Origin of the sequence: Janthinobacterium breve, assembly GCF_051380895.1 — a bacterium.
In the GTDB taxonomy this organism is placed as follows: domain Bacteria; phylum Pseudomonadota; class Gammaproteobacteria; order Burkholderiales; family Burkholderiaceae_D; genus Janthinobacterium.
Genome location: NZ_JBNYXY010000001.1, coordinates 474110 through 499753, shown reverse-complemented (window position 1 = coordinate 499753; position 25644 = coordinate 474110). Strand labels below are relative to the sequence as shown.

General features: G+C 62.3%; 22 protein-coding genes. 15 read left to right on the top strand and 7 right to left on the bottom strand.

Annotated elements, in window-relative coordinates; translation table 11 throughout:
• The first annotated feature begins 371 nt into the window (after positions 1 to 371).
• Genes ACQ4W0_RS02350 through ACQ4W0_RS02340 form a run of 3 tightly spaced genes read left to right on the top strand, consistent with a single transcriptional unit; the run spans position 372 to position 3286 of the window.
• Positions 372 to 1484: a Re/Si-specific NAD(P)(+) transhydrogenase subunit alpha gene (locus ACQ4W0_RS02350; protein ID WP_436575310.1), complete on the top strand. Its 1113-nt coding sequence runs from the start codon at positions 372 to 374 to the stop codon at positions 1482 to 1484.
• A gap of 24 nt (positions 1485 to 1508) precedes the next feature.
• Positions 1509 to 1823 carry an NAD(P) transhydrogenase subunit alpha part 2 gene (locus tag ACQ4W0_RS02345; protein WP_034778841.1) on the top strand — a complete coding sequence of 105 codons (315 nt, stop codon included), beginning with the start codon at positions 1509 to 1511 and terminating at the stop codon, positions 1821 to 1823.
• An 8-nt stretch (positions 1824 to 1831) separates the two neighbouring features.
• Positions 1832 to 3286: an NAD(P)(+) transhydrogenase (Re/Si-specific) subunit beta gene (locus tag ACQ4W0_RS02340; RefSeq protein WP_436575393.1), complete on the top strand. Its 1455-nt coding sequence runs from the start codon at positions 1832 to 1834 to the stop codon at positions 3284 to 3286.
• Positions 3287 to 3334: 48 nt separating this feature from the next.
• Here the strand turns inward: ACQ4W0_RS02340 and ACQ4W0_RS02335 are convergent, their stop codons facing one another.
• The 5 genes from ACQ4W0_RS02335 to ACQ4W0_RS02315 form a co-directional block, all read right to left on the bottom strand.
• Positions 3335 to 4288 (bottom strand): GGDEF domain-containing protein, encoded by a 954-nt coding sequence (locus ACQ4W0_RS02335; RefSeq protein WP_436575309.1) that lies wholly within the window; start codon positions 4286 to 4288, stop codon positions 3335 to 3337.
• A 110-nt stretch (positions 4289 to 4398) separates the two neighbouring features.
• Positions 4399 to 5541, bottom strand: a complete 1143-nt coding sequence (locus tag ACQ4W0_RS02330; RefSeq protein ID WP_436575308.1) for a UbiH/UbiF/VisC/COQ6 family ubiquinone biosynthesis hydroxylase — start codon at positions 5539 to 5541, stop codon at positions 4399 to 4401.
• Positions 5542 to 5550: 9 nt separating this feature from the next.
• Positions 5551 to 6873, bottom strand: a complete 1323-nt coding sequence (pepP, locus tag ACQ4W0_RS02325; RefSeq protein ID WP_436575392.1) for a Xaa-Pro aminopeptidase — start codon at positions 6871 to 6873, stop codon at positions 5551 to 5553.
• Positions 6873 to 7592, bottom strand: coding sequence for an N-acetylmuramate alpha-1-phosphate uridylyltransferase MurU (gene murU / locus ACQ4W0_RS02320; RefSeq protein ID WP_436575307.1), 720 nt, complete (start codon positions 7590 to 7592; stop codon positions 6873 to 6875). The genes pepP and murU overlap by 1 nt, the downstream gene beginning before the upstream one ends.
• Positions 7593 to 7654: 62 nt before the next feature.
• On the bottom strand, positions 7655 to 8722 hold the full coding sequence (locus tag ACQ4W0_RS02315; protein WP_436575306.1) for an aminoglycoside phosphotransferase family protein: 1068 nt from the start codon (positions 8720 to 8722) through the stop codon (positions 7655 to 7657).
• Between the two features lie 99 nt (positions 8723 to 8821).
• On the opposite strand from ACQ4W0_RS02315, the gene ACQ4W0_RS02310 reads away from it, so the two are divergent.
• The 4 genes from ACQ4W0_RS02310 (at position 8822) to rsmA (ending at position 14478) form a co-directional block, all read left to right on the top strand.
• Positions 8822 to 11080, top strand: coding sequence for an LPS-assembly protein LptD (locus ACQ4W0_RS02310; RefSeq protein ID WP_436575305.1), 2259 nt, complete (start codon positions 8822 to 8824; stop codon positions 11078 to 11080).
• A 103-nt stretch (positions 11081 to 11183) separates the two neighbouring features.
• Positions 11184 to 12578: a peptidylprolyl isomerase gene (locus tag ACQ4W0_RS02305; RefSeq protein ID WP_436575304.1), complete on the top strand. Its 1395-nt coding sequence runs from the start codon at positions 11184 to 11186 to the stop codon at positions 12576 to 12578.
• A gap of 19 nt (positions 12579 to 12597) precedes the next feature.
• Positions 12598 to 13647: a 4-hydroxythreonine-4-phosphate dehydrogenase PdxA gene (pdxA, locus tag ACQ4W0_RS02300; RefSeq protein WP_436575303.1), complete on the top strand. Its 1050-nt coding sequence runs from the start codon at positions 12598 to 12600 to the stop codon at positions 13645 to 13647.
• Positions 13648 to 13698: 51 nt separating this feature from the next.
• Complete coding sequence (rsmA, locus tag ACQ4W0_RS02295; RefSeq protein WP_436575302.1) at positions 13699 to 14478, top strand: 16S rRNA (adenine(1518)-N(6)/adenine(1519)-N(6))-dimethyltransferase RsmA; 780 nt, start codon at positions 13699 to 13701, stop codon at positions 14476 to 14478.
• 8 nt (positions 14479 to 14486) lie between these two features.
• Here rsmA and ACQ4W0_RS02290 read toward each other — a convergent pair whose 3' ends face one another.
• A complete protein-coding gene (locus ACQ4W0_RS02290) occupies positions 14487 to 15404 on the bottom strand; it encodes a LysR family transcriptional regulator (protein ID WP_436575301.1) in 918 nt (305 codons plus the stop codon).
• Positions 15405 to 15630: 226 nt separating this feature from the next.
• Between ACQ4W0_RS02290 and ACQ4W0_RS02285 the strand changes: the two genes are divergently transcribed.
• Genes ACQ4W0_RS02285 through ACQ4W0_RS02255 form a run of 7 tightly spaced genes read left to right on the top strand, consistent with a single transcriptional unit; the run spans position 15631 to position 22577 of the window.
• Positions 15631 to 16746, top strand: a complete 1116-nt coding sequence (locus ACQ4W0_RS02285; protein WP_436575300.1) for a porin — start codon at positions 15631 to 15633, stop codon at positions 16744 to 16746.
• 57 nt (positions 16747 to 16803) lie between these two features.
• A complete protein-coding gene (locus ACQ4W0_RS02280; protein WP_436575299.1) occupies positions 16804 to 17826 on the top strand; it encodes an ABC transporter substrate-binding protein in 1023 nt (340 codons plus the stop codon).
• A 21-nt stretch (positions 17827 to 17847) separates the two neighbouring features.
• A complete protein-coding gene (locus tag ACQ4W0_RS02275; protein WP_426053837.1) occupies positions 17848 to 18687 on the top strand; it encodes an ABC transporter permease in 840 nt (279 codons plus the stop codon).
• Positions 18684 to 19463 (top strand): ABC transporter permease, encoded by a 780-nt coding sequence (locus ACQ4W0_RS02270; protein WP_070290842.1) that lies wholly within the window; start codon positions 18684 to 18686, stop codon positions 19461 to 19463. Before ACQ4W0_RS02275 ends, ACQ4W0_RS02270 begins: the two co-directional genes overlap by 4 nt.
• 13 nt (positions 19464 to 19476) lie before the next feature.
• On the top strand, positions 19477 to 20508 hold the full coding sequence (locus ACQ4W0_RS02265) for an ABC transporter ATP-binding protein (RefSeq protein WP_099666258.1): 1032 nt from the start codon (positions 19477 to 19479) through the stop codon (positions 20506 to 20508).
• Positions 20509 to 20527: 19 nt separating this feature from the next.
• Positions 20528 to 21472 (top strand): nucleoside hydrolase, encoded by a 945-nt coding sequence (locus ACQ4W0_RS02260; RefSeq protein WP_436575298.1) that lies wholly within the window; start codon positions 20528 to 20530, stop codon positions 21470 to 21472.
• A 28-nt stretch (positions 21473 to 21500) separates the two neighbouring features.
• Complete coding sequence (locus tag ACQ4W0_RS02255; protein ID WP_436575297.1) at positions 21501 to 22577, top strand: adenosine deaminase family protein; 1077 nt, start codon at positions 21501 to 21503, stop codon at positions 22575 to 22577.
• Here ACQ4W0_RS02255 and ACQ4W0_RS02250 read toward each other — a convergent pair.
• Complete coding sequence (locus ACQ4W0_RS02250) at positions 22574 to 23956, bottom strand: short-chain fatty acyl-CoA regulator family protein (protein ID WP_436575296.1); 1383 nt, start codon at positions 23954 to 23956, stop codon at positions 22574 to 22576. The genes ACQ4W0_RS02255 and ACQ4W0_RS02250 overlap by 4 nt on opposite strands.
• A 182-nt stretch (positions 23957 to 24138) precedes the next feature.
• Here ACQ4W0_RS02250 and ACQ4W0_RS02245 point away from each other — a divergent pair, with 182 nt between their 5' ends.
• Positions 24139 to 25635: a CoA-acylating methylmalonate-semialdehyde dehydrogenase gene (locus ACQ4W0_RS02245; RefSeq protein ID WP_436575295.1), complete on the top strand. Its 1497-nt coding sequence runs from the start codon at positions 24139 to 24141 to the stop codon at positions 25633 to 25635.
• Positions 25636 to 25644: the final 9 nt, after the last annotated feature.

The following is a 25644-nucleotide window of genomic DNA, read 5'->3' as shown; positions in this document are numbered from 1 at the left end:
CGCGCGCGGTTTGAACCCGGCCTTCTGTTGCGCGGACATATTGATAAATGACAACGTTTTAGCAAATAGCGGTGGGAGGTACTTACGTCTTTCCCGGGGCGCGCACTAGCATGGGGGCTTAGTCGGCAAGATGGCAGGAAACGCCCGCTAATATAGGCTTTCCCTGTGCTCAAAACAAGCGCGCACGCAGACTCGACTGTGGTGAGATTGACACACCTTTCCACAATATGGTCGCCGCGCCGCATGGTGAAACGAAACGGGGGATGCGGGTGAAATTAGTGTCGTACAACTAAAAGTTGCTGGTTCACAAACGTTTAACGCGCTGCTTTCCGTGTTAGATTCTAGTCAGTTTATCAATTAGCGGAGGCATCATGAGGATAGGCATACCGGCCGAAACACGGCCTGGTGAAACGCGGGTGGCAGCCACGCCCGAGACAGTCAAGAAGCTGGCAGCCAAGCATCAGATCGTCGTGCAGGCGGGAGCGGGCTTGCAAGCGTCGATTCCCGACGAGGCGTATGCCGCCGCCGGCGCGCAGATCGGCACCGCCCAGGAAGCCTATGGCTGCGCCATCGTGCTCAAGGTGCGCGCCCCCGATGCCGGTGAACGGGCCTTGATGGCCAGCGGCACGGTGCTGATCGGCATGCTCAACCCGTTTGACGCGGACAATATCGCTGCCATGGCCACGGCCGGCCTGTCTGCCTTTGCGCTCGAAGCCGTGCCGCGTATCACGCGCGCGCAGTCGATGGACGTGCTGTCCTCGCAGGCGAATATCGCCGGCTACAAGGCCGTGCTGGTAGCGGCCAATACGTATCAGCGCTTCATGCCCATGCTGATGACGGCGGCCGGCACCGTGAAGGCAGCCCGCGTGCTGATCATGGGCGTGGGCGTGGCCGGCCTGCAGGCGATCGCCACGGCCAAGCGCCTGGGCGCCGTCATCGAAGCGTCCGACGTACGTCCGCCCGTCAAGGAGCAGGTGGAATCCTTGGGCGCCAAGTTCCTCGACGTGCCTTTCCTGACCGATGAAGAAAAGGAAATCGCCAAGGGTTCCGGCGGCTATGCGCGCGCCATGCCGGCCGACTGGATGCGCCGCCAGGCCGAACTGGTGCATGAACGGGCGAAACTGGCCGATATCATCATCACCACGGCACTGATTCCCGGCCGCGCCGCGCCCGTGCTGATCTCCGAAGAAACGGTGAAAGCCATGAAACCGGGCTCCGTCATCGTCGACCTGGCCGTCGAGCAGGGCGGCAACTGCCCCCTGTCCGAGCTGGGCAAGACGGTCATCAAGCACGGCGTCTACATCGTGGGCGAGCCGAACCTGGCGACCCTGGTGGCGGCCGATGCCTCGGCCCTGTATGCACGCAACGTGCTGGACTTTTTAAAGCTTATCATCGACAAGGACGACCAGTTGCTGATCGACCGCGAGGATGAAATCATCAAGGCCAGCCTGGTGTGTGCAGGCAGTGAAATCTTACGTAAATAATGCGGTGCCGGAGAGAACAACATCATGGAAATAAGTCACACCATCATTAACCTGATCATCTTCGTGCTGGCCATTTATGTCGGCTACCACGTCGTCTGGACCGTCACGCCGGCGCTGCACACGCCGCTGATGGCTGTTACCAATGCCATTTCCGCCATCATCATCGTCGGCGCCATGCTGGCGGCCGGCCTGACGCAAGGCCCGCTGGCGCAGGCGGCAGGCACCCTGGCCGTGGCGCTGGCCGCCGTCAACGTGTTTGGCGGCTTCCTCGTCACGCAGCGCATGCTCGAGATGTTCCGCAAAAAAGAACCGAAGGCCAAGCAAGGAGCAAAAGAATGAGTCACGCCATGAGCTTCGTCACCATGAACCTGGTGACGATGATGTACCTGATCGCCTCGGTGTGCTTCATCCAGGCCTTGAAAGGGCTGTCGTCGCCCTCGACGGCGCGCCGCGGCAATGCCTTCGGCATGAGTGGCATGGCGATTGCCGCCGTCACCACCGTGGCGCTGATCCTGAAACTGAAGGAGCAGCAAACGGGCGGCATGGGCCTGACCCTGGTCATCATCGGCATCGTCACGGGCGGCGCCATCGGCGCCTACCTGGCAAAAACCGTGGAAATGACGAAGATGCCGGAACTGGTGGCTGCCATGCACTCGCTGATCGGCCTGGCAGCCGTCTGCATCGCCGTGGCGGCCGTGTCGGAACCGTGGGCCTTCAATATCGCCCAGCACGGGCAGGCGCTGCCCATCGGCAACCGCTTCGAGCTGTTCATCGGCACTTTTGTGGGCGCCATCACGTTCTCCGGTTCGGTGATCGCCTTCGGCAAGCTGTCGGGCAAATACAAGTTCCGCCTGTTCCAGGGCGCGCCCGTCAGCTTCAAGGGCCAGCACATGCTCAACCTGGTGCTGGCGCTGGTGATGGTCGCGCTGGGCCTGGTGTTCTGCTTCGCCGATGGGGTGGAGCCGGCCTGGACGCCGTTCATCGTCATGGCCGTCATCGCCTTTGCGCTGGGCGTGCTGATCATCATTCCCATCGGCGGCGCCGATATGCCGGTGGTGGTGTCGATGCTCAACAGTTACTCCGGATGGGCCGCGGCCGGCATCGGGTTTTCGCTGAATAACTCGATGCTGATCATCGCGGGGTCATTGGTCGGTTCTTCCGGCGCGATCCTGTCGTACATCATGTGCAAGGCCATGAACCGTTCGTTCTTCAACGTCATCCTCGGCGGTTTCGGCGGCGCTGCGCCGGCGGCAGGCGTGGCTGGCGCGCAGGAACAGCGCCCCGTGAAATCGGGTTCGGCCGATGATGCCGCCTTCATCATGGGCAATGCGGAAACCGTCATCATCGTGCCCGGCTACGGCCTGGCGGTGGCGCGCGCGCAGCACTCGCTGAAAGAACTGGTGGAAAAGCTCACGCACAAGGGCGTCACCGTCAAGTATGCGATCCACCCCGTGGCGGGGCGCATGCCGGGCCACATGAACGTGCTGCTGGCCGAGGCGGAAGTGCCGTACGACCAGGTCTTCGAGATGGAAGACATCAACGGCGAATTCGGCCAGACGGACGTGGTGCTGGTGCTGGGCGCGAACGACGTGGTCAACCCGGCGGCAAAAGACCCGACATCGCCGATCGCCGGCATGCCGATTCTGGAAGCCTACAAGGCCAAGAGCATCATCGTCAACAAGCGTTCGATGGCTTCCGGCTATGCGGGCCTGGACAATGAACTGTTCTACCAGCCGAACACGATGATGGTGTTTGGTGACGCCAAGAAGGTGATCGAGGATATGCTCAAGGCAGTTGAGTAAGGCAATGCCTTAGGCAATTGAAGATGGCCCGTCTTGCGCGGGCCGTTTTTATTGGTCGGCCGTTGCCGCCACGACCTGGTTGCGCCCCTGATGCTTGGCGACATACAGGGCCTTGTCGGCATCCGACATGGCCGCGTCCAGGCTGGCGCCGGCCATCAAGGAGGCCACGCCGATGCTGATGGTCACCTGCAACTGGCGGCCATCGGGCAAGGGGGTGATGGCAGCGGCCACCGCCGCGCGGATGCGCTCGGCCACCTGGTGTGCCTGCTGCAGGCTGGCGTCGGGGAACAGCAGGCCGAACTCTTCGCCACCGAGACGCGCTGCCACGTCGGTGATGCGTCCCGTGTCGCGCAGCGCCTGCGCCACCGTGCGCAGCACGGCATCGCCCACCGCATGGCCATAGCGGTCGTTGACCTTCTTGAAGTGGTCGAGGTCGGCCACGCCCACGGTCAGAGCGGCGCCGCTGCGCGCCGCGCGCGCCATCGCCTGCTCGGCCTGGGCTTCATAGGCGCGCCGGTTGGGCAGCGACGTCAGCGCATCGTGCAACGCCTGCTGTTCCAGCTGCGCCAGCAGGCTGGCGTTTTTTGCCGCCAGTTCGCGCCGTTCGCGCACGTCGAGCAAGAAGGCGCCGAAATAGCGCATGCCGTCGACCACGCCCAGGTCCAGCGCCTTCATTTCGATGGGAATCATCTGCGCGTCGCGGTGGCGGATGGCGAATTCGCGTATCTTGCCCAGCACGCTGGAAGTGCGCGAGCTGCGGATGTAGTTGATCACGTGGTTGTCGTGCTGCGCGCCGACGGCGTCGGGCAACAGGCCGTTCAGGGTCTGGCCCAGCAATTCCCCGCTGGCATAGCCCGACAGCGCCTGCATGGCGCTATTGATATAGCGGATGCGACACTGCTCGTCGATGATGATGACGGCGTCGAGGGCATCTTCCAGCAGGCGGGAAAAAAGTACTTCGGGAAGAGCGGCAGGCGGTGCTGCGGGCAATGCATCTGTCATGGAACGGTCGCCGAAAGCCAGGTGACAGCCATTGTCGCATCCGCGGGCCGTTTACTCCATGCCGTATCGCCCGCCTGTTTCTTTTTCGCCCGTGCCAGGATGGCAGAGACTCAGCGGCGGCCGTACATCATCAGTTCCGCCAGTCCCTTGCGCGCGGGCGGGAAGGCATCCAACAAGCCCAGCGACAGGCCCAGCAAGCCTTGCGTGGAAGCGCTGCCCGTGAAAATACGCGCCATGGTGTCGGTGACGCGCACGGTCAGCCCCCGGTCTGCCTGGCGCAGGCTGGCGTAGCGTTCCAGCGCTGCGGGGTTGCTGTCTTGCGCCAGCACGCGGGCCAGAACGGCGGCGTCGCGCAAGCCCAGGTTCAGGCCTTGCCCTGCCACCGGGTGCAGGGTTTGCGCCGCATTGCCGATGGCGACCGTGCGCGCCGTGCCGCCCGCCTGCGCGTTCAGGCCCAGCGGATAGGCCAGGCGCGCCGTCGTGTGGGTAAAACGTCCCAGGCGGCTGCCGAAAGCGGCGCCCAGGCGCGCCAGGAAGGCTGCGTCGTCCAGGGCCAGCAACTGTTCGGCGCGCGTCGGCGGCACGCACCACACCAGCGCGTAGCCGTCGTCCTGCGGCAGCAGGGCCAGCGGGCCTTCGTCGGTGAAGCGCTCGTAGGCGCGATGGGTGATGGGGATGCTTGCGCGCACATGGGCAATGATGGCGCTTTGGCCATAATCGCGGCTGACGGCGCGCTCCGGCTGCTGGCCGAACAGGCCGCCCTCGGCCTGCACCAGCAGGCTGGCGCGCAAGCTTGACGCAGTGCCCGCCTGTTCGATCTGCACGCTAACGCCGTCGGCATCTTCCGCGCTGCCCGTCACCAGCGCCGGGCGCAAGCTGGTCACGCCCAGGCGCTCGCACACATCGGCCAGCGCGCTGACGACGTCGCCGTAACGGGCCACATAGCCGAGCGCCTCGACGCCATGCTCGCTGCGGTCCATCAGGCTGCGCCCGAAGTGGCCGCGGCGCGAGACGTGAATCTGATGAATCGGGGTTGCTGCCACGGGCCAGGCGCCCGCTTCCTCGAGAATCTGGCGGCTGCCGTGCGACAGGGCGATGGTGCGCGGGTCGCGCCTGGCTTGTTCGATGGATTTGGCGTCGAGCAGGGCGATGCCGGCGGCGCGTGTGCCCCGCTGCACCAGCAGGGCGGCCAGCGCCATGCCGACGGGGCCGGCGCCACAGATGGCGAGATCGAAAGTGGACGGTGTATGCATGCGGCGGCGTTAATCCTGTGACATCAGTTGTTCGATTTCAGCGACGCTCTTGGGCGCCGTGCTGAAGACTTCATGGCCTTGCGGCGTGACCAGCACATCGTCTTCGATGCGGATGCCGGTATGCCAGAACTGCTCCGGCACGCCCGCGCCGGGGCGCACATAGATGCCCGGTTCCACCGTCAGCACCATGCCCGGTGCCAAAGCGCGCCACGGCTTGCCGGGCGCGCCCGTGTCGCGGTAGGCGCCCACATCGTGCACGTCCATGCCCAGCCAGTGGCTGGTGCCGTGCATGTAGAAGGGCATATACGCCTTGTCGGCGATGACGTCTTGCACGCTGCCGCTTTTTTGCCGGTCCAGCAAGTTCAAATCCAGCATGCCCTGTGCCAGCACCTGCACGGCCGCCTCGTGGATGGCGCTGTGCGGCAAGCCGGGGCGCACCATGTCCAGCGCCGCCTGCTGCGCCGCCAGCACCAGTTCATACAGCGCCCGCTGCGGGCCGCTGAAGCGGCCGTTGACGGGCCAGGTGCGCGTGATGTCGGAGGCGTAGCCATCGAGTTCGCAGCCGGCATCGATCAGTACCAGTTCGCCATCGCGCAAGGGCGCGTTGTTGGCGCTGTAATGCAGGATGCAGGCGTTGTCGCCGCCGGCCACGATGGACGAGTAGGCGGGGAATTGCGCACCGCTGCGCCGGAATTCATACAGCAGTTCCGCTTCCAGCGCGTATTCGTGCATGCCGGGCCGCGTGGCGCGCATGGCGCGCACGTGGGCCGCGCTGGAAATGGCGGCTGCGCGGCGCATCAGGTCTTGTTCTTGCGGGTCTTTCAGCAGGCGCATGGCGTCGAGCATGCCGTTGATGTCGTGCGCGCTGGCGGGTGCCGTGACGCCGCTGCGGGCCTTTTGCCGCACATTGTGCAGCCAGAGCTTCACTTGCGCATCGAGGCTGCCGCCCAGCGCATAGTAAATGGCGGGAACATCGGCCAGCAGGCGCGTCATTTCCACGTCAAGTTCCTCGATGGGGAAGGCGCTGTCAAAACCGAACGTGGCGCGCGCCGCCTCGGGGCCATGGCGGAAACCGTCCCAGATTTCGCGCTCCGTGTTCTTGGCGCGGCAAAACAGGATGGCGCGCGCGGGCGCCGTGGCGCTGGCGGCCACCAGGGCCACGGCGCTGTCGGGTTCCGTGAAACCGCTGAGGTAGTAAAAATAGCTGTCGTGGCGATACGGATAATCGCAATCGCTGTTGCGCGGCACTTCGGGCGCCGTGGCGAGGATGGCCACGCTGCCCGGCAGCATCTGCGCCAGCAGCGCCGCGCGCCGTGCCGCGTAATTGGCCATCATGTTGTGCTGGCCTTGGCTGTCACGCCATTGAGCGCGTCGAGCTGCTTTGGGGTCCCCACATTGGTCCACTCGCCCGGATAGACTTCGCCGCCCACGCGGCCCTGATCTGCATACTGGCGCAGCAAATCGCCCAGTCTGGCGTGGCTGCCCGGCGCGATGCCGTCAAACATCTCGGGACGGTACACGCCGATATTGGCGAAGGTCCACTTGGTTTCGTCCGTATTGTTGATTGCGAACAAGGTCAGGCCGAAGTCGCCTTGCGGGTGGAAGTCGGGATTGGGCACCAGATAGGTCCAGGCGATGTCGCGCTGGTCGGCCGGATACGGCGTGCCCAGCACATCCTTGTCGGCCAGCACGTCGAGTACTTGCTTGAAATCAAAGTAGGGGCAATAGATGTCGCCGGAAATGGCCAGGAACGGTTCCTCGCCCAGCAAGTGGCGTGCCTGGGCGATGCCGCCCGCCGTTTCCAGCGGCGTGCTTTCTGGCGAATACGCGATGCGCGCGCCATACGCGCTGCCATCGCCCAGGGTTTCCTCGATCAGATGGCCTAGGTGGGAATGGTTGATGACGATGTCCGTGATGCCTGCGCGCACCAGGTTCAGCACATGCCAGACGATCAGCGGACGGCCGCGCACTTTCAGCAGCGGTTTGGGACAGGTGTCGGTAAGCGGACGCATCCGTTCACCGCGGCCTGCGGCAAAGATCATGGCTTTCATGGGTAGTCGTTTTCAGTATAGGTAAGTCGGCTGCGCGGGCAGACCGCGCAGCGGGAAAGTGCCTAGAAGGTATAACCGACCTGGGGCGTTTTATTTTCCAGTGCATCGAGCAAACGCACCAGCGGCTTGAGTTCCGTATAGCGGTTGGCCGTCTTGCGCACGTAGTCGAGCACGTTTGGCAGGTCGCCCATGTAGAGATCCTTGCCATCGCGGTAATTCAGGCGCGCGAACAGGCCGAGGATTTTCAGGTGGCGCTGCAGGGCCGTGAATTCGAAATCGCGGTAGAAGGCGTCGATGTCGGGATTCACTGGCAAGCCCAGCTGCTTGGCGCGTTGCCAGTAGCGGATCACCCAGTCGAGCACCAGTTCTTCATCCCACTGGATGTAGGCGTCGCGCAGCAGCGAGGCGATGTCATAGGTGACGGGACCGAAGACGGCATCCTGGAAGTCGAGGATGCCGGGATTCGGAATCGAACCATCGTTGATGTGCATCAAATTGCGCGAATGGTAGTCGCGGTGCATGAATACTTGTTGTTGAGATAAGATATTTGCCGTGATGGCTTCGAAGACCTTGTCCAGCTGGGTTTGTTGCACATCCGTCAAGGTAGCGCCCAGGTGCTTGCCAATAAACCATTCCGGGAACAGATTCATTTCGCGCAGGATGAAGGCGCGGTCGAACTCGGGCAAGACGTCCGCTTGACTGGCCAGCTGAATTTTCATCAGCGACTCGAGCGCTTCGGCGTACAGCACGCTGGCGTTGTCGTGGTTCAGTGCATCGAGATAGGTGGTCGTGCCCAGGTCGGAGAGCAGCAGGAAGCCGTTGTCGAGGTCTTGCGCGATGATCTCGGGCACAGACACGCCGGCGCCTTTCAGCAAGCCGGCCACCTTGACAAAGGCGGGCACGTTTTCGCGCTCGGGCGGCGCATCCATGGCAATCAGTGTACTTCCTGGCAATGTTGTATTGCCTGGCAGCATATCGAGACGGTAGTAGCGGCGGAAGCTGGCATCGCTGGAAGCGGGGCGGGCGGAATCGGGCACGACGAGGTTAAGCGAGGTCAACCAGGCTTTCAACAGGGTCAGGCGAGCGTCGGCCTGGGCCGGCGCGGTGGAGGAATTGGAAGAGAATGACATTAAGCGGCCTGTGGAATCGGGTTGATGATGCAGATTCCCATATAATAAGGGATTCAAATTAAAAAATCGCCTCTCAATGGTGCTTGCCCCTTCCAATTCATGAGCTGGTTTTCGGCCTCCCCCCCTTCGCAGCGCTGGGCTTTCGCCATCAGCGCGCTCGTCGCCGCCACGACGGTGCCTGTCCACGCCCAGAAAGCACCGCGTCCGGTTCATGTGGAAGATCCCGACGCGCCCACCGTCATGACGGCAAACAGCATGAACGGACGGCCGGAAAGGGAGATCAATCTCGATCAGAATGTCGTGATTGAGCGCGGAAAAACCACAAAAATGACGGCCGATACAGCTTGTTACAAACAAGTTGAAGATGAGTTCGACGCCGAGGGCCATATCAAGATGTGGCGTTTCGGCGATTACTACACAGGTGACGTCTTGAAGCTGAACATGGAAACCGGCAAGGGTTTCCTGCTCAACCCGACGTATCGCTTCGAAGTGGGCGGCGGCCGGGGCAAGGCCGAGCGCGTCGACTTCATCAACCCCGACGAAGCCAATGTCATCGACGGCACGTACAGTACCTGCGAAGGGCCGAATCCGGACTGGTACCTGAAATCGAGTACCTTGAACCTCGATACGGGCCGCGATGTGGGCACGGGCAGCAAGACCATCATCTATTTCAAGGATGTGCCGATCCTGGGTGCGCCGGGCATCTCGTTTTCGCTGTCGGGTGCGCGCCGTTCGGGCTGGCTGGCGCCCACGCCGGGCTTTGCCTCGAAGAACGGTTTCGAGCTGCTGATGCCGTATTACGTGAACATCGCGCCGAACCGCGACCTGACGCTGTTCCCGCGCTACATACAGCGGCGCGGCATCCAGCTCGGTGCGACGGGCCGCTACATGGGCGAGACGGATGCCGGCCTGTACCAGGGCGAAACGTCGTTTGAGTTCTTGCCTAACGACAAGCAAACCAAGACCAACCGCTACATGATCAAGTCCAAGCACGAGCAGGCGCTGGCCAAGGGCTGGACTTACAGCTGGGATCTGCGCGATGCATCGGACAATAATTATCCGAACGATTTTTCGAAAACCGTCGCCACCGCCACCGAGCGTCAGTTGCTGCGCGAATTGCGCACCGATTACCGCACCGAGGACTGGAGCCTGACGGCGCGCGTGCAGAATTACCAGGTGCTGCAAGACCCCGATGCCGTCAATAACACCAGTCTGACCGTGCCGCGCCCGTATGACCGCTTGCCGGCGGTGAATTTCCATGCTGGCAAATACGACGTCTGGGGCGGCTTCGACTGGACTTTCGACGCGGAAGCGACGCGCTTTGCGCACCCGACGCTGGTACAGGGCTCGCGCCTCGTGGCCGTGCCACAGGTGAGTTTCCCCATCATGCGTCCTGGTTACTTCATCACGCCCAAGCTGATGCTCAATGCCAGCGCGTATCAGCTTGATAATGACGCCAGGACCAAGGCGCTGCTGTTCAACACGACCTCGTTTACGCGCGCCGTGCCCACTTTTTCGGTCGACAGCGGCCTGGTGTTTGAGCGCGACACGAATTTGTTTGGCGCCAAGGGCGGCACGCAAACCCTGGAACCGCGCCTGTTCTACGTCTACACGCCGTACCGCGACCAGTCGCAGTTCCCGAAATTCGATACGGCCGCCGGCACCTTCAACCTGACGCAGATCTTCACGGAAAACCGTTTTGTTGGCAGCGACCGCATCGGCGATGCCAACCAAGTCACGGCCGCCTTGGTATCGCGCTTCCTGCAGGCGGACGGGACGGAGCGCATGCGCCTGACCTTCGGCCAGCGTTTCTATTTTGCCGACCAGCGCGTGCAGCTCGATTCGAGCACGCCGGTCAACCAGTCGCGTTCGGATATCCTGCTGGCAGCAACGGGCCGCGTGTCCGAGACTTGGACCGTCGATAGCCTGGTGCAGTACAATCCCAGCGATCGCCAGTTGATGAACTACAACTACACCTTGCAATATCAGCCTGGTGCCAAGAAAGTATTGAATTTCAGCAACCGTTTCCAGCGTGGAGATGCTGGTTGGCGCAATGCGGAAGTATCGACCCAATGGCCGTTGACGGACCGCCTGTATGGCGTGGGCCGCATCAGTTACTCCTTGAAGAATCGCAGCATGCTGGAAAGCCTGGTCGGCCTGGAATACAAGGGCGACTGCTGGGTCTTCCGCATGGGAGCACAGCGTTTCGTGACGACGAACAAGACTGTCTCGACGCCGATCTTCTTCCAGCTGGAATTGACAGGCTTGTCGAATGGTCTGGGCCTGGGCACGAATGGGCTGGAAACTTTTACCAAAACCATCCCTGGTTATCAGGCACTGAGCCAGCCACTCCGTTAAGATAGGCACCGTTGCCGCCGCCGGTGTTCCCGGCGCTGGCACAAACCGGTTTTTTTATTCACCTGAACTCATGAGCGCTCTACACATTATGCGTAATGCCAGTATGCACCAACTCAAAATTGCAACGGTTTTGTTGTGCGCCATTTCCGGCGCCACGACCAGTAGTGTCTGGGCGCAACAGGCCGCGCCAGCGCCTGCGGCCAAGCCCGCTGCCGCTGTCGCAGCGCCTGCCAAGGGCTTCACGCCGCCGGCATCGAGCAGTGGCCAGACCATCGACTCCATCGCCGTCGTCGTCAATGACGATGTGATTACGCGCAATGAAGTGGCGGCCCGTATCAAGAGCGTGGAGCAGCGCATGAAGGCGCAGAACGTGCCTTTGCCCGATCCCGCCGACCTGCGTCGTCAATTGCTGGAGCGCATGATTGTTGAACGCGCGCAGATGCAACTGGCCAAGGAAATGGGCGTGCGGGTGGATGACCTGACCCTCGACCGCGCGATTGGCCGTATTGCTGAACAGCAAAAGATGACGGTGCAAGAGCTGCGCAACCAGATGGAAAAAGAAGGCACGCCGTTTGCAACCTTCCGCGAAGAAATCCGCGATGAAATCATCATGCAGCGCTTGCGCGAGCATGAAGTCGACGCCAAGATCCAGATTTCCGATTCCGAAGTGGATAACTTCCTGGAAGCGGAAAAAGCGGCGGCCAGCGAACAGGTCGAGCTGAACCTGGCGCAGATTCTCGTGCGCATTCCGGAAAACTCCAGCCCTGAACAGATCGCTGCACGCCGCGCGCGCGCCGAAGAAGTTAGCCGCCAGTTGCGCACGGGGGCCGATTTTGCCAAGATGGCCGCCACCTATTCCGACGCCAGCGATGCACTGAGCGGCGGCGATATCGGCTGGCGCCATAGCGACCGTTTGCCGCCCCTGTTCACGGAACAGTTGCTCAAGTTGAAGCCAGGCCAGATCACGCCCATCATCAAGAGCAACACCGGTTTCCACATCCTGAAGCTGGTGGACCGCCGCAGTGCGGCCGAGGCGCAAGCCGTCGCTGCCGTGCAGCAAACGCATGCCCGCCATATCTTGCTGAAAATTACGCCGACCTTGTCGGCGGCCGAAGCCAAGCGCAAATTGTCGGAATTGAAAGAGCGTCTCGATAACAAGGCCGCCAAGTTCGAAGACCTGGCCCGTTTGTTCTCGAACGACGGTTCGGCGGCCAAGGGCGGCGACCTGGGCTGGCTGTATCCGGGCGACACCGTACCGGAATTTGAAACGGCGATGAATGCACTGAAACCGGGTGAAGTGAGCGAGCCGATCGAATCGAGCTTTGGCTTCCACCTGATCGAAGTGCTGGAACGTAAGAGCGACGACGTCTCGAAAGAGAAGCAGCGCAGCGCCGCGCGCAACGCCTTGCGCGAACGCAAGCTGGAAGAAGCGACGGAAAACTGGGCGCGCGAAGTACGCGACCGTGCCTACGTCGAATTCCGCGCGGACGACCAGTAATGCTGCCGACTATTTGTGCATGAGTAACTTGCCTGTTTCACGCCGCCCGGCCATCGCCATTACCTGTGGCGAACCGGCCGGCGTCGGCCCGGAAATTTCGATCCGCGCCGCCTGGGCCATGCGGCATGAAGTCAACTGCATCCTGCTGGGCGACGCCGCCTTCCTGGCGTTGACGGCCAGCCTGATCGACCCGGAAATTCGCCTGGCGGCGCTGTCGCTGCAAGCCGTGCGCAACAACGGCCTGCCCCAGTTCGGCCCCGGCCGCCTGGCCGTGATCGATATTCCGACTGTCAATAATGTCATTCCAGGCGTACTCGACAAGGAAAACGGGCGCTCCGTGCTCGCTACCCTGGACGCGGCCGTGGAAGGTGTCGCTGCCGGCTGGTTTGGCGCCATGGTCACGGCGCCCTTGCAAAAGAGCACGATCAACGACGCCGGCGTGGCCTTTTCCGGCCATACGGAATACCTGGCAGAAAAAACCGGCACGCCGCAGGTGGTGATGATGCTGGCCGGCGAACCCGGCCATGGCGAACCGACCCTGCGCGTGGCGCTGGCCACCACGCACCTGCCCTTGAAGGACGTGTCCGCTGCCATCACCATGGACAGCCTGGCCGTCACCCTGGATATTCTCCAGCTTGATTTGCAACAGAAATTTGGCATCGCCGCACCGCGCATCCTGGTGACCGGCCTGAACCCGCACGCGGGCGAGGGCGGCTACCTGGGGCGCGAGGAGATCGATGTCATCACCCCGGCGATCGCCGCGGCGCAAGCGCGCGGCATCGATGCGCGCGGGCCGTACCCGGCCGATACCTTGTTCCAGCACAAGTATCTGGCCGACGCCGATTGCGTGCTGGCCATGTACCATGACCAGGGCTTGCCCGTGCTGAAGTATGCCACCTTCGGGCGCGGCATCAATATCACGCTGGGCTTGCCGCTGATCCGCACTTCGGTCGACCACGGCACGGCGCTGGACCTGGCCGCGCAAGGGCTGGGACTGGCCGATTGCCACAGCATGGGGCAGGCGCTGCAAACGGCGCTCGACATGCTGCGCGCCAGCAGCCGCGCCTGATACCCACCGGTTTTACCCCGCTACACCGCCTCTAGAATAGAAAAACAGAATATGAAACACGTTGCCCGCAAACGCTTTGGCCAGAACTTCCTGCATGACCGCTTCGTCCTCAACGACATCACGGCCGCCATCGCGCCGCAAGCGGACGATGCCATGGTCGAGATCGGCCCCGGCCTGGGCGCCATGACGGAGCAATTGCTGCGCCACCTGAAGCAGATGCATGTGGTTGAACTGGACCGCGACCTGATCGTGCGCCTGGAAAAGACCTTCAATCCGGCCAAGCTGACTATCCACTCGGGCGACGCGCTGAAATTCGATTTTGCGCAAATTCCCGTGCCGGCCGGCCAGAAGTTGCGCATCGTGGGCAACTTGCCATACAACATTTCCAGTCCCCTGCTGTTCCACCTGGCGGATTTCGCGCCGCTGGTAAAAGACCAGCATTTCATGCTGCAAAAGGAAGTCGTCGAGCGCATGGTGGCCGAACCGGGCAGCAAGGCGTATGGCCGCCTGTCCGTGATGCTGCAATGGCGCTATGACATGTCCTTGCTGTTCATCGTGCCGCCGACGGCGTTTGATCCGCCGCCGAAAGTGGAATCGGCCATCGTGCGCATGATCCCCGTGGCCGAGCGCCTGGCCTGCGACCAGGCGACGCTGGAAGCGGTGGTCATGAAGGCCTTCTCGCAGCGCCGCAAGGTGATCCGCAACTGCCTGGCCGGCATGTTTACGGAAGAACAGATCAAGGCGGCAGGCATCGACCCGACCAAGCGGCCGGAAACCGTAGGTCTGGAGCAGTATGTTGCTTTGGCGAATTTGCTGAAGGCGCCTGCTTAAGTTTTAACTTAAAACCACTGGTCGACCTGCTGCAGGTCCTTGCGTAACGCGAGGAAGCAGTCGTCTACATGGTGGTTGCGGCTGATTTCATTGCGCCGCATCAAGGCGATCTTGCGCTTGCACGTGGGTTGACGCAGCGGCGCCACGTGCAGTTCCTCGTCATTGAGGAAAGTCGTGTACAGGCTGGGCATGATGCCCACGGCGATGCCGGCGCGCACCACGCCATACAGTGACTCGCTGTGTATCATCTGGTACAGGCTCGACGGGCTCAAACCGTGCTGGCGCAGCGCGCTCGAGGCGAACTCCCAGATGCTGCCTTTCGTAAACACGACGATTTCCTGCCCCGCCAGCTGCTCCCAGCGCACTTCCTTCAGCGGCGCCAGGGCATGGCGTCCCGCCGTCACCAGCACCAGCTCGTCTTCGAACAGGCCCACGCTTTCCAGCGAGACGGAACCGGGCACCTCGATGCCCACGCAAAAGTCCAGCTGGCCCGAATGCAGCGCGTGCAGCAAGCCGTCATTGGGCATGTCGGACAGGACGATTTCCACTTCATCGCCATGCTGCTCGCTGTAGCGCGCCACCACCACGGCCGTCATCGCCATGGCGGACGGGATCGCGCCGATGCGGATGCGGTGCCGGCCGCTGCCGATGGCGCGCTGGATATCGGCAAAGGTGTTGCTCGCCGTATTCAATAAATGCGTGGCGTAATCGAGCGCCAGCTTGCCTTCGCGCGTCAATTCCAGCTGGTGGGTTGTGCGGTTAAACAACTTCTTTCCCAGCTGATTTTCCAGCAGCTTGATCGACGCACTGAGCGCCGGCTGGGTCACGCACAATTCCTGTGCGGCCTTGCTGAAGCTGTTTACCCGGGCTAAGGTGGAAAACGCTTGTAAATGTCGTAAGGAAATCTTCTTGCTCAGTTCATGCATGGGCGTTGCTTATTAGAAAAAGTAATGGATTTATAAAAATAAACAAATTTTCTTATCCCGCAATTTACCATATTCTGGACTGGTCTTAACTTGCCTTGAAAGCAACAATCTTCAGGAGAAGAGCCTGGAATGCGGCGCCGCCAGTCGCGGCGGCGCGCCGGGCAAGGGACGCATCAATAAAATAATTCCAAAAAACTCAGGGTTTACTCTTTTTAGGGCGGCGGCGATGAACAAATGGATGACGGGAACGATGGTGGTGGGTGGCTTGCTGGCGGCGCAGGGCGCGGCGCAGGCGCAAAGCAGCGTGCAAGTGTATGGCTTGCTGTCGGCCGGTATCGGCTATGTGTCGGATGAAGGCAACGGCAGCCGCACGCATGCGCTGAGCGGCACGAATCAGAATCCCCGCATCGGTTTCCGTGGACAGGAAGACCTGGGCGACGGCACCAAGGCCGTCTTCGTGCTGGAAAACGGTTTTAACGTCATGACGGGTACGGCTGCGCAAAGCGGCCGTTTGTTCGGCCGCCAGTCGTATGTGGGCCTGTCGAGCAATGACAAGGGCACCCTGACCCTGGGCCGCCAGTACGAAGCCGTCAAGGACCTGCTGGGCCCGGTGGTCATCGCCAGTAACGGCGTGCACATCGGCGACAACGACAATGGCTACAACAACTTGCGCGTGCAAAATGCCGTCAAGTATGTCAGCCCGAACATCAGCAAGCTGTCGTTCACGGGCTTGTACGGTTTCAGCGAGAACCCGGAAGATTCCAACCGCAACCGCGTCTACAGCATGGGCGCCGGCTACAAAGTCGATGCCTTCAGCTGGGCCGTCGCCTACACCAAGATGGACCACCCGAACAGCCCGGATGCGCCGAATGGCGCCATCGGCAACGACTACGGCAGTTCCCTGTTGATCTTCAACAAAAGCGCTGTCAAGGGCGCCGGCGTGGACAGCCAGGCCATCGCCGGTACGGGAGGCTTTTATAATGTGGGCAGGACCAAGTTTGGCGCGCTGTACACCAACGTGCGCTACCACTACCTGGATCAAAGCAATCTGACCCTGCAAAACGTGGATCTGAACGTGAACCACAAGCTGACGGAAGCGCTGAACCTGGGCGCGTCGTATTTCTATACCACCGGAAAATATGACGTAATCAACAAGACGCCGAAATGGCATCAGGTCAACTTCCAGGCCGATTACTTCCTGTCCAAGCGCACCGACGTCGCCGTCACCTGGAGCTACCAGAAAGCGGCCGGCGATGCGACGTTCGCCCGCGTGTTCGGTTTCGGTGCCTCTGGCGGCAAGACGCAAAGTGTCCTGATCGTCGGCATGCGACATTATTTCTGAGTCTGATTCATCTTTACAGGCGCTGTCCCGCAGCGCCGCCCCCTGAAAGGAAGCATCTTGAAAAAGCACCTCATGTTGGCGTTGAGCCTAGGCTTGCTGGCTAACGCCGCCCACGCGGAAAAACGCGAGCTGGTCATTTCGGCCTATCCGATTGCCCAGCCCTTGTTCATGAAGTATGTGTACGAGCCGTTCAAGGCCAAATGCGCTTGCGATATCAAGGTGGAAACGGGGAATAACGCGGACCGCATCGCCAAGCTGGTGGTGCACAGCAAGAACCCGGTGATCGACCTGGTGCTGCTGTCCGATTCCGGCATGCTGGAAGCGGCGCAAAAGGGCGTGATCCAGCCCATGGATTACTCCAAGCTGAGCAATTACAAAGCCTTGTACGACGTGGCGAAAAACCCCATCGGCGGCAACTATGCCGTCGGCTACACCCTGTATTCGGTCGGCCTGGTGTACCGCAGCGACAAGATTGCCCCGCTGACGTCCTGGAAGGACCTGTGGCGCCCTGAACTGAAGGGCCGTGTGGCCTTCCCCGACGTGAGCACCACGCAGGGCCCGTTGATGCTGCGCATGGCCGATGCGGCCTGGGGCGGCAAGACGGACGACTACGCCACCGGCTTTGCCAAGATCGTCGGCATGAAGGGCAACGTCGTCACGTTCTCTAAAAACAGCGCGCAGCTCGCTGCCCTGTTCGCCCAGGATGAAATCTGGGCCGCGCCCGTGGCGCGCTTTACCTGGTCGCAAATGCTCAAGACGGGCCTGCCCCTGAAGTGGAGCATCCCGGCCGAAGGCCAGGCGGCCGGCATGAACGTGATGGGCATCGTCGCCGGCTCGAAGAATGCGGACCTGGCGTACCAGCTGATGGATTTCTGGCTGTCCAAGGAAGTGCAGACGCAGCTGGCGACCAACCTGGTCGACTCGCCCGTCAACAAGGACGTGCGCCTGTCGGTGGCCGCCGCGCAATTCAATACTTATGGCGCCGATCAAATCAGCTCGCTGAAGTTCGTCAAGCCGGAAACCATCCTCAAGCAGCGCAGTAACTGGATGACGCAGTGGAACAAGGCCATGAGCAAATAGTGGTGACGAGGAGAAAACACCATGTTTGCTGATCCAAAAAAGCGCCTGGGACTGCTGCTGGTCCTGCCGGCGCTGATCTTTATCGTCGTCTGCTTCCTGCTGCCCGTGCTGGCCTTGCTGGTCGACGCCTTCCGCGTCGGCGACGGCATGCAGTGGGGCGTTGACCGCTTCATTGAATTCTTCTCGCAGGAATTCAACCGCACCATCTTCTGGCGCACCCTGCGCATCGCCGCGCTGGTGACGCTGGCGTCCATCATCCTCGGCTATCCGGCCGCGCAAGCCGTGGCGCGCGTGTCGCCGAAGTGGCGCGGGCTGGTGGTGGGCATGATGATCTTGCCGCTGATGGTCTCGCCGATTGCGCGTACCTATGCCTGGATCGTGCTGCTGGGGCGCAACGGCGCCCTTAACGCGGCGCTGGTCAACATGGGTTTCACGGACGAGCCGCTGCGTTTGCTGTTCAGCGAGTTCGCCGTGTTTGTGGGCCTGCTGCAATTGCTGCTGCCGCTGATGCTGATGTCGCTGGCAGGCGCGCTGGAAAACCTGCCGCGCGACGTGGAACCGGCCGCCGCCACCCTGGGCGCCAATCCCTGGCAAGTGTTTTGCAAGGTCACCCTGCCGCTGACGCAGGAAGGCCTGGTCGTCGGCGGCACCCTGGTGTTTACGGGCTGCGTGACGGCCTATGTGACGCCGGCCTTGCTGGGCGGCACCAAGGTGCTGATGCTGGAAACCTTGCTGTACCAGAAGGTCAGCGTGGAGAGCGATTTCGGCGCCGCGAATGTGATCGCCGTCATCCTCGTCTGCATGACCCTGCTGGTCAACGCCGGCCTTAAACGTATTTCCTCGAGCCGGAGCTCCGTATGAAAGAAAGCTTGTTCTCACGCGCCGTCCTGTGGCTGGTGTTTTTGTTCCTGCTGGGGCCTTTCGCCATCGTCGTGCTGGCGGGCTTTTCCGGCGGCGAAACCCTGGCGTTCCCGCCCGAATCGTACTCGCTGCGCTGGATACTCGAAGTGTGGGCGGCGCCCGAGTTCCGCCGCGCCTTTCAGACCAGCCTGGAAATCGGCCTGATCGCCACCGTCATCGCGCTGTTGCTGGGCATCCCCGTCGCGTATGCGTTTTCGCGCATGCCGCCGCCTGGCATCGGCGCCATCCGCCAGATCCTGACGTCGCCGCTGATCATTCCCGCCATCCTGGTGGGCCTGGGCTTGCTGCACCACCTGGTGCTGACCATCAATGCGCCCGTGTATGTGGGCCTGCTGATCGGTCACATCGCGCTGTTGATTCCGTATTCGGTGCGCGTGGTGTACGCCAGCCTGGTGAATTTGCGCGTGGATATCGAGGATGCCGCGATCACCCTGGGCGCGTCGCGTCTGCGCGCGTTTTTCATGATCGTGCTGCCGAATATACGCAACGCCGTGATCGCCGCCTTCTTCCTCGCCTTCGTCACCTCGTTCAACCAGGTGCCCGTCTCGCTGTTCCTGACGGGGCCGGGCATCAGCACCTTGCCCATCGAGATGCTGGGGCATATGGAAAACAGCTTCGATCCATCGATCGCTGCCCTGTCGACCTTGCTGGTCTTGTTCACCATGGCTTTCGTGATGGTGACCGAGAAGGTGCTGGGCATTTCTAAATACATGTAAGAGGCAACACACGATGAGTTATCTGGAACTGCACAAGCTGAACCTTGGCTACGCCAAGAACACGACGTCCGTGAAAGACCTGGACTTGCACGTCGAGCAGGGCGAACTGATTTCCCTGCTGGGCCCCAGCGGCTGCGGCAAGACCACCACCATGCGCGCCATCGCCGGCCTGATGCCGCTGCAGTCGGGCCGCATCGTGCTCGATGGCCGCGAAATCGGCAAGCTGGCGCCGAACAAACGCAATATCGGCATGGTGTTCCAGTCGTACGCGCTGTTCCCGCACCTGAACGTGTACGACAACATCGCCTTCGGCCTGCGCTTGCGCAAGGTGGCGCCAGCCCTGCTGAAAACGAAAGTGGAAGCCGTGATCGCGGCCGTTGGCCTGACGGGGTTCGAGACGCGTTTGCCGGCGCAGATGTCCGGTGGCCAGCAGCAGCGCGTGGCGCTGGCGCGCGCCATCGTCGTCGAGCCGGCCCTGCTGCTGCTGGACGAACCGCTGTCGAACCTGGACGCCAAGCTGCGCGTGCAGATGCGCGCCGAACTGCGCCGCATCCAGCGCGAACTGGGCATCACCATGCTGTACGTGACGCATGACCAGGAAGAAGCGCTGGCTTTGTCCGACCGCATCGTCGTCATGAACGGCGGTCGCATCGAGCAGCTGGCCGCGCCGGAAGCCGTCTTCAATACGCCGTCGACGCGCTTCGTTGCCAACTTCATGGGCTTTGAAAACCTGTTCGATTACCGCGACGGCGCGCTGCACCACGCGGGCGCCAGCCTGCCGTACACCTCTCCCGTCGCTGCCGGCACCACGGTGCTGGGCTGGCGTCCGGACAAGGTGCGCGTCTGCGCGCCTGACGACGCAGCTGGCCAGTACCCGGGCACCGTGCTGGCACGGGGCTTCCTCGGCGACACCGTCGAATACCTGCTGCAAACGCCGCTGGGGCAGGTCAAGGGTATTTGTGCGGCCGGTGGCGCCGCCTGGCGCGAAGGCACGGCCGTGTCCTTCGTGCTGCCGTCCGACAGCGCCCTGTGGCTGGGCGCGTGATTTCTGAATGGAAAGCATCATGACCCACCCCTTGAAAAAAATCTGGCTCGACACGGATCCCGGTTTCGACGACTGGCTGACAATGCTGCTCTTGGGCAGCAATCCCGATATCGAGTGGTTGGGCGTGAGCGTGGTGGCGGGCAATGCGCCCGTCGACATCACCTACGACAACGCCTTGCGCATCAAGGCGCATGACGGTTTGACAGTGCCGATCTACCGCGGCTGCGAAGAGCCGCTGGCCGGCGTCATCGAAACGGCGCAGCGCATCCTTGGCGACAGCGGCATGCCGACGACCGGCGAGATCCTGCCGCCCGGCGCCGCCGTTGACGCTGCCGGCCACGCCGTCGATGCGCTGATCGCGGCCGTGCGCAAGCATCCTGGCCAGATCACGGTCATTGCTATCGCACCGATGACGAATCTGGCCACGGCCTTGGCGAAGGCGCCCGACATCGCGGAAAAAATCGTCGAAATCATTTTGATGGGCGGCTCGACTGACCAGGGCAACCACACGGCGGCGGCCGAATTCAATATCTATGCGGATCCGGAAGCGGCCGCCCAAGTCTTCAAGTCCGGCATCCCACTGCGCATGTTCGGCTTGAATCTGTGCCGCCAGTTGCTGGTGACGAACGCGGAAGTGGAACGCCTGCGCGCCATCGGCACGCCGCGCGCGCAGCGTCTGGCTGGCTACCTGGAAGCGTATGTGCGCATCCGCAGTGCCGACGGTTCCGTGCCCATGCCCATGTATGACCCGGTGGTGGCCCTGTACCTGGAAGCCCCGCAGCTGTTCCAGTTCCAGAGCGCCCACGTGGCCATCGAATTGTCGGGCGAACTGACGCGCGGCATGACGGTGTGCGAGTTTCGCGTGCCGCGCCGCGCCGCCATCAACACGCAGGTAGCGATGCTGGCCGATGGCCCGGCCGCCATCGAGCGCCTGATGCGCCGCCTGGCTGCCATTCTCGTCTGACCTTTTTTCCACTAACGAAGCGAGCTTCATGAGTAACCCTGCCGACACCCTGCCTGCCCTGAGCATCGAACAGTTTTTACGCGCCATGCCGAAGGTGGAGCTGCATTGCCACCTGTTTGGCACGGTGCGCCAATCGACTTTCCGTGCGCTGGCCGCCAAGTCGGGCAATGTCGTCACCCCCGAGGAAATCGACGCGTTCTATACGCGCGGCGACAAGCCGGTCGGCGTGCTGCGCGTGCTGCGCGCGCTTGACGCGCACCTGATCGTCTCGCCGACGGACCTGTATTGCCTCGCCTACGAGTACCTGGAAGACGTGCATGGCCACGGCGTGCGCTACGCGGAGTTCTTCTGGAATCCGACCGGTACCGTGCGCGTCTCGGGCATCCGCTATGACGCGGCGCAAGACGCCATCGTGGCCGCCATCCGCGACGCGCAGCGCGATTTTGGCGTGATCGGCCGTTTGATCCCCAGCATCGACCGCGAAGCCGCTCCCGCGGAAGCCGTGCAGATGGTGGAATGGATGAAGGCGCACCGCGTGCCGGAAGTCATCGGCATCGGCATCGACTACCGCGAAAACGACCGCCCGCCGGAACTCTTCATCGAAGCCTACCGCGCCGCGCGCGAGGCAGGTTTCAAGTGCACGGCGCATGCGGGCGAATTCGGCATGCCGTGGATGAACGTGGAGACGGCCGTCGAGCAGCTGCAGGTGGACCGCGTCGACCATGGCTACACGATTGTCGATAATCCTCAACTGGCGCAGCGCTGCGTCGAGCGGGGCCTGGTCTTCACGGTGGTGCCGACCAATTCGTATTATCTGCGCACCCTGGCGCCCGAGCGCTGGGCCCTGGACCACCCGATCCGCGCCATGGCCAAGCTGGGCTTGAAACTGCATCCGAACACGGACGACCCGACCCTGCACCACGTGACGCCGACGGGCGCCTGGATGATGATGCGCGAATTCGGTTTCGGCCTCGATGACATGCGCGGCTTCATGTTGAATGGCCTCGATGCGGCCTGGATAGCCGAGTCCACGCGGCGCGACTGGCGCGCGGAATTTGCGCGTGAATTCGACGCGCTGCGCGCGCGCGTCGCCGAAGAGTCTTAAGCCGATACGGGGGGCGGCAGCAGCAGCGAGGGAAACGCCCGCTGCGGACACGCCTGCCGCTCGCACACCTTGCAGCCCGTGCCGATGGGAGTGGCGCTGCTGGGGTCGTGCAAATCGAGTCCCTTCGAGTAAATCAGCCGGTGCGCCTGCGAGATGTCGCAGCCCAGCGCCACGGCAAAGGTTTTGCCGGGTGCGCGGAAGCCGGGCGAGGCCGTGCTGACCTGGCGCGCGATCCACAGATAGGTGCAGCCGTCGGGCATGCTGGCCACTTGCGTGAGCACCTGGCCCGGATGGCTGAAGGCGTCATACACGATCCACAGGGGGCAAGTGCCGCCCACCCGCGAAAAGTGAAAGTCCGTGGCCGACTGGCGCTTCGAGACATTGCCCGCGCGGTCGACGCGCACGAAAAAGAAAGGCAGTCCCGCCGCATCGGGGCGCTGCATGGTACTCAGGCGGTGGCACACGGCTTCGAAACCCACGCCGAACTGGTGCGCCAGACGCTCGATATCGTAGGCGCGCGTTTCCGCCGCCTGCAAGAAGCGTTGATACGGCATCAGCAGGGCGCCGGCAAAGTAATTGGAGAATGCCAGGCGCGCGCTCGTTTGCGCGGCCGCGCCGGACAATCCCGCCGCCAGCACCAGTGCGTCGATCAGCTCGCTGTGTTCGAGCAGGCTGATTTGCGCCGCCATCTGGAAGGCGCGCTGGCCGCCCGTCAGCGTGTCGGGCAGCCACAGGATGTGTTGCTGGGCGTCAAAGCGGTGTTTGCGCACCATGCCCGCATCGCCATCGGACAGTTGCACCTGGATGCCGTGGCGCTCCAGCAGCCGGCTTTGCAGGGCGTCGAGCGCGCGCAGCTGCGGATCGAGTTCTCCCGCCACCCGCTCCGCCGCCCGGTCCAGTTCATCGATATAGTTTTGCCGCCGGTTCAGGTATTCGCGCACTTCCTCGTCCGTGGACGGGGCCGCCGAGCTGGCGCCGCGGCTGCCATCATCGAGGCGCGCGGCCAGCGTATCGGCCCGCTCCGCCATCACCCGGTAGCGCCGCTGCAGCAGCAAAATCGAGCGCGCCAGCTCCGGCATATTTTCCACCAGCATTTTGAGCTCGGCCATCGAGGTGGGCGGCGCGTCGGGCAATTCGCCGAAGACATCGCGCACGTCGGCCACCAGGCTGGCGCTGTCGTGTTCGGAGAAAATCTGCGGATCGACCCCCAGTACTGTGCCGATGCGCAACAGAATCGGCACCGTCAGCGGGCGCTGGTTGCGTTCCATCTGGTTCAGATAGCTGGGCGAGATGCCCAGGGACTTGGCCAGCGCCACCTGCGTCATGCGCCGTTCCTCGCGCAAGCGCTGCAGGCGCACGCCCATGAAAACCTTTGCCATCGCGTTTACTCTTTCCCGGTTTGTGGAATCTGCAAATTTACAAAATTTGCAGATTAACAGATTTAGCTTTGCATTATCTCGCATTTTCACGCCTTGTTTACGGCCCGTATTGTGCGAATAATGCAAACAGACCTATACCTCAATCCAGGAGACACCGAGTGACCACGCAAAACGCTGCTGCTATGAATGTTCCGACCGTTCCACTGCTGATCAACGGCGAGTGGGTCGAATCCCAGACCACCGTGTGGCGCGATGTCGTCAATCCCGCCACGCAGGAAGTATTGGCGCGTGTGCCGTTCGCCACGCCGGATGAAGTCAACGCCGCCATCGCCTCGGCCCAGCGCGCCTTCAAAACCTGGCGCAAGACACCGATTGGCGCCCGCGCGCGCATTTTCCTCAAACTCCAGCAGTTGATCCGCGAAAACATGGCCGACCTGGCCGCCACCTTGACGATGGAACAGGGCAAGACCCTGCTCGATGCGGAAGGCGACGTGTTCCGTGGCCTGGAAGTGGTGGAACATGCCGCCAATATCGGTACCCTGCAGATGGGCGAATACGCGCAAAACGTGGCCGGTGGCGTCGATACCTACAGCGTGATGCAGCCGCTGGGCGTGTGCGCCGGCATTACCCCGTTCAACTTCCCCGCTATGATCCCCCTGTGGATGTTCCCGATGGCAATTGCCTGCGGCAATACCTTCGTGCTGAAACCCTCGGAACAGGATCCGCTGGTGACGGAAAAACTCGTGCGTCTGGCCTTGCAGGCAGGCATCCCGGCCGGCGTGCTGAACGTCATTCACGGCGGCGAAGACGTGGTCAATGCCCTGTGCGACCATCCGGACATCAAGGCCATTTCGTTTGTGGGATCGAGCAAGGTGGGCACGCATGTGTACCAGCGCGCCAGCTTGAACGGCAAGCGCGCGCAATGCATGATGGGTGCCAAGAACCACGCCGTCGTCTTGCCTGACGCCAATAAAGAACAGACCCTGAACCAGTTGCTGGGCGCCGGTTTCGGCGCGGCCGGCCAGCGCTGCATGGCCGCGTCCGTCGCCGTGCTGGTGGGCGCAGCGCGCGAGTGGCTGCCGGAACTGTCAGCCAAGGCGCAAACCCTGACGGTCGGCGCGGGCAAGGACAATCCGGACCTGGGCCCCGTCATTTCCTGCGCTGCGAAAGAGCGCGTCTTCAGCCTGGTCGCCAAGGGCATCGAGCAGGGCGCCGTGCTGACCCTTGATGGCCGCGACGTGAAGGTCGATGGCTATCCGAACGGCAACTTCGTAGGCCCGACGATCTTGTCCGGCGTGAAACCCGGCATGGTCGTGTATGACCAGGAAATCTTTGGACCGGTATTGATCGTCGTCGAAGTCGATACCCTGGATGAAGCCATCGCCCTGGTGAACGCGAATCCGAACGGCAACGGCACGGCGCTGTTCACGCAAAGCGGTGCGGCCGCACGCTATTTCCAGGAAGAAATCGACGTGGGCCAGGTCGGCATCAACGTGCCCATTCCCGTGCCCGTCCCGCTGTTCAGCTTTACGGGTTCGCGTGGCTCGAAACTGGGCGATCTGGGCCCGTTCGGCAAGCAAGTCGTGCTGTTCTACACGCAGACGCAAACCATCACCCAGCGCTGGTTCACGGATGCGGCGTCGGTGGGCAAGGTCAACACCACCATCAGCCTGAAATAAGGAGCTGCC

Coding starts and splice junctions, on each gene's coding strand:
- ACQ4W0_RS02350 (WP_436575310.1), top strand. CDS start 372: ATGAGGATAGGCATACCGGCCGAAACACGGCCTGGTGAAACGCGGGTG.
- ACQ4W0_RS02345 (WP_034778841.1), top strand. CDS start 1,509: ATGGAAATAAGTCACACCATCATTAACCTGATCATCTTCGTGCTGGCC.
- ACQ4W0_RS02340 (WP_436575393.1), top strand. CDS start 1,832: ATGAGCTTCGTCACCATGAACCTGGTGACGATGATGTACCTGATCGCC.
- ACQ4W0_RS02335 (WP_436575309.1), bottom strand. CDS start 4,288: ATGACAGATGCATTGCCCGCAGCACCGCCTGCCGCTCTTCCCGAAGTA.
- ACQ4W0_RS02330 (WP_436575308.1), bottom strand. CDS start 5,541: ATGCATACACCGTCCACTTTCGATCTCGCCATCTGTGGCGCCGGCCCC.
- pepP (WP_436575392.1), bottom strand. CDS start 6,873: ATGGCCAATTACGCGGCACGGCGCGCGGCGCTGCTGGCGCAGATGCTG.
- murU (WP_436575307.1), bottom strand. CDS start 7,592: ATGAAAGCCATGATCTTTGCCGCAGGCCGCGGTGAACGGATGCGTCCG.
- ACQ4W0_RS02315 (WP_436575306.1), bottom strand. CDS start 8,722: ATGTCATTCTCTTCCAATTCCTCCACCGCGCCGGCCCAGGCCGACGCT.
- ACQ4W0_RS02310 (WP_436575305.1), top strand. CDS start 8,822: ATGAGCTGGTTTTCGGCCTCCCCCCCTTCGCAGCGCTGGGCTTTCGCC.
- ACQ4W0_RS02305 (WP_436575304.1), top strand. CDS start 11,184: ATGCACCAACTCAAAATTGCAACGGTTTTGTTGTGCGCCATTTCCGGC.
- pdxA (WP_436575303.1), top strand. CDS start 12,598: ATGAGTAACTTGCCTGTTTCACGCCGCCCGGCCATCGCCATTACCTGT.
- rsmA (WP_436575302.1), top strand. CDS start 13,699: ATGAAACACGTTGCCCGCAAACGCTTTGGCCAGAACTTCCTGCATGAC.
- ACQ4W0_RS02290 (WP_436575301.1), bottom strand. CDS start 15,404: ATGCATGAACTGAGCAAGAAGATTTCCTTACGACATTTACAAGCGTTT.
- ACQ4W0_RS02285 (WP_436575300.1), top strand. CDS start 15,631: ATGAACAAATGGATGACGGGAACGATGGTGGTGGGTGGCTTGCTGGCG.
- ACQ4W0_RS02275 (WP_426053837.1), top strand. CDS start 17,848: ATGTTTGCTGATCCAAAAAAGCGCCTGGGACTGCTGCTGGTCCTGCCG.
- ACQ4W0_RS02270 (WP_070290842.1), top strand. CDS start 18,684: ATGAAAGAAAGCTTGTTCTCACGCGCCGTCCTGTGGCTGGTGTTTTTG.
- ACQ4W0_RS02265 (WP_099666258.1), top strand. CDS start 19,477: ATGAGTTATCTGGAACTGCACAAGCTGAACCTTGGCTACGCCAAGAAC.
- ACQ4W0_RS02260 (WP_436575298.1), top strand. CDS start 20,528: ATGACCCACCCCTTGAAAAAAATCTGGCTCGACACGGATCCCGGTTTC.
- ACQ4W0_RS02255 (WP_436575297.1), top strand. CDS start 21,501: ATGAGTAACCCTGCCGACACCCTGCCTGCCCTGAGCATCGAACAGTTT.
- ACQ4W0_RS02250 (WP_436575296.1), bottom strand. CDS start 23,956: ATGGCAAAGGTTTTCATGGGCGTGCGCCTGCAGCGCTTGCGCGAGGAA.
- ACQ4W0_RS02245 (WP_436575295.1), top strand. CDS start 24,139: ATGAATGTTCCGACCGTTCCACTGCTGATCAACGGCGAGTGGGTCGAA.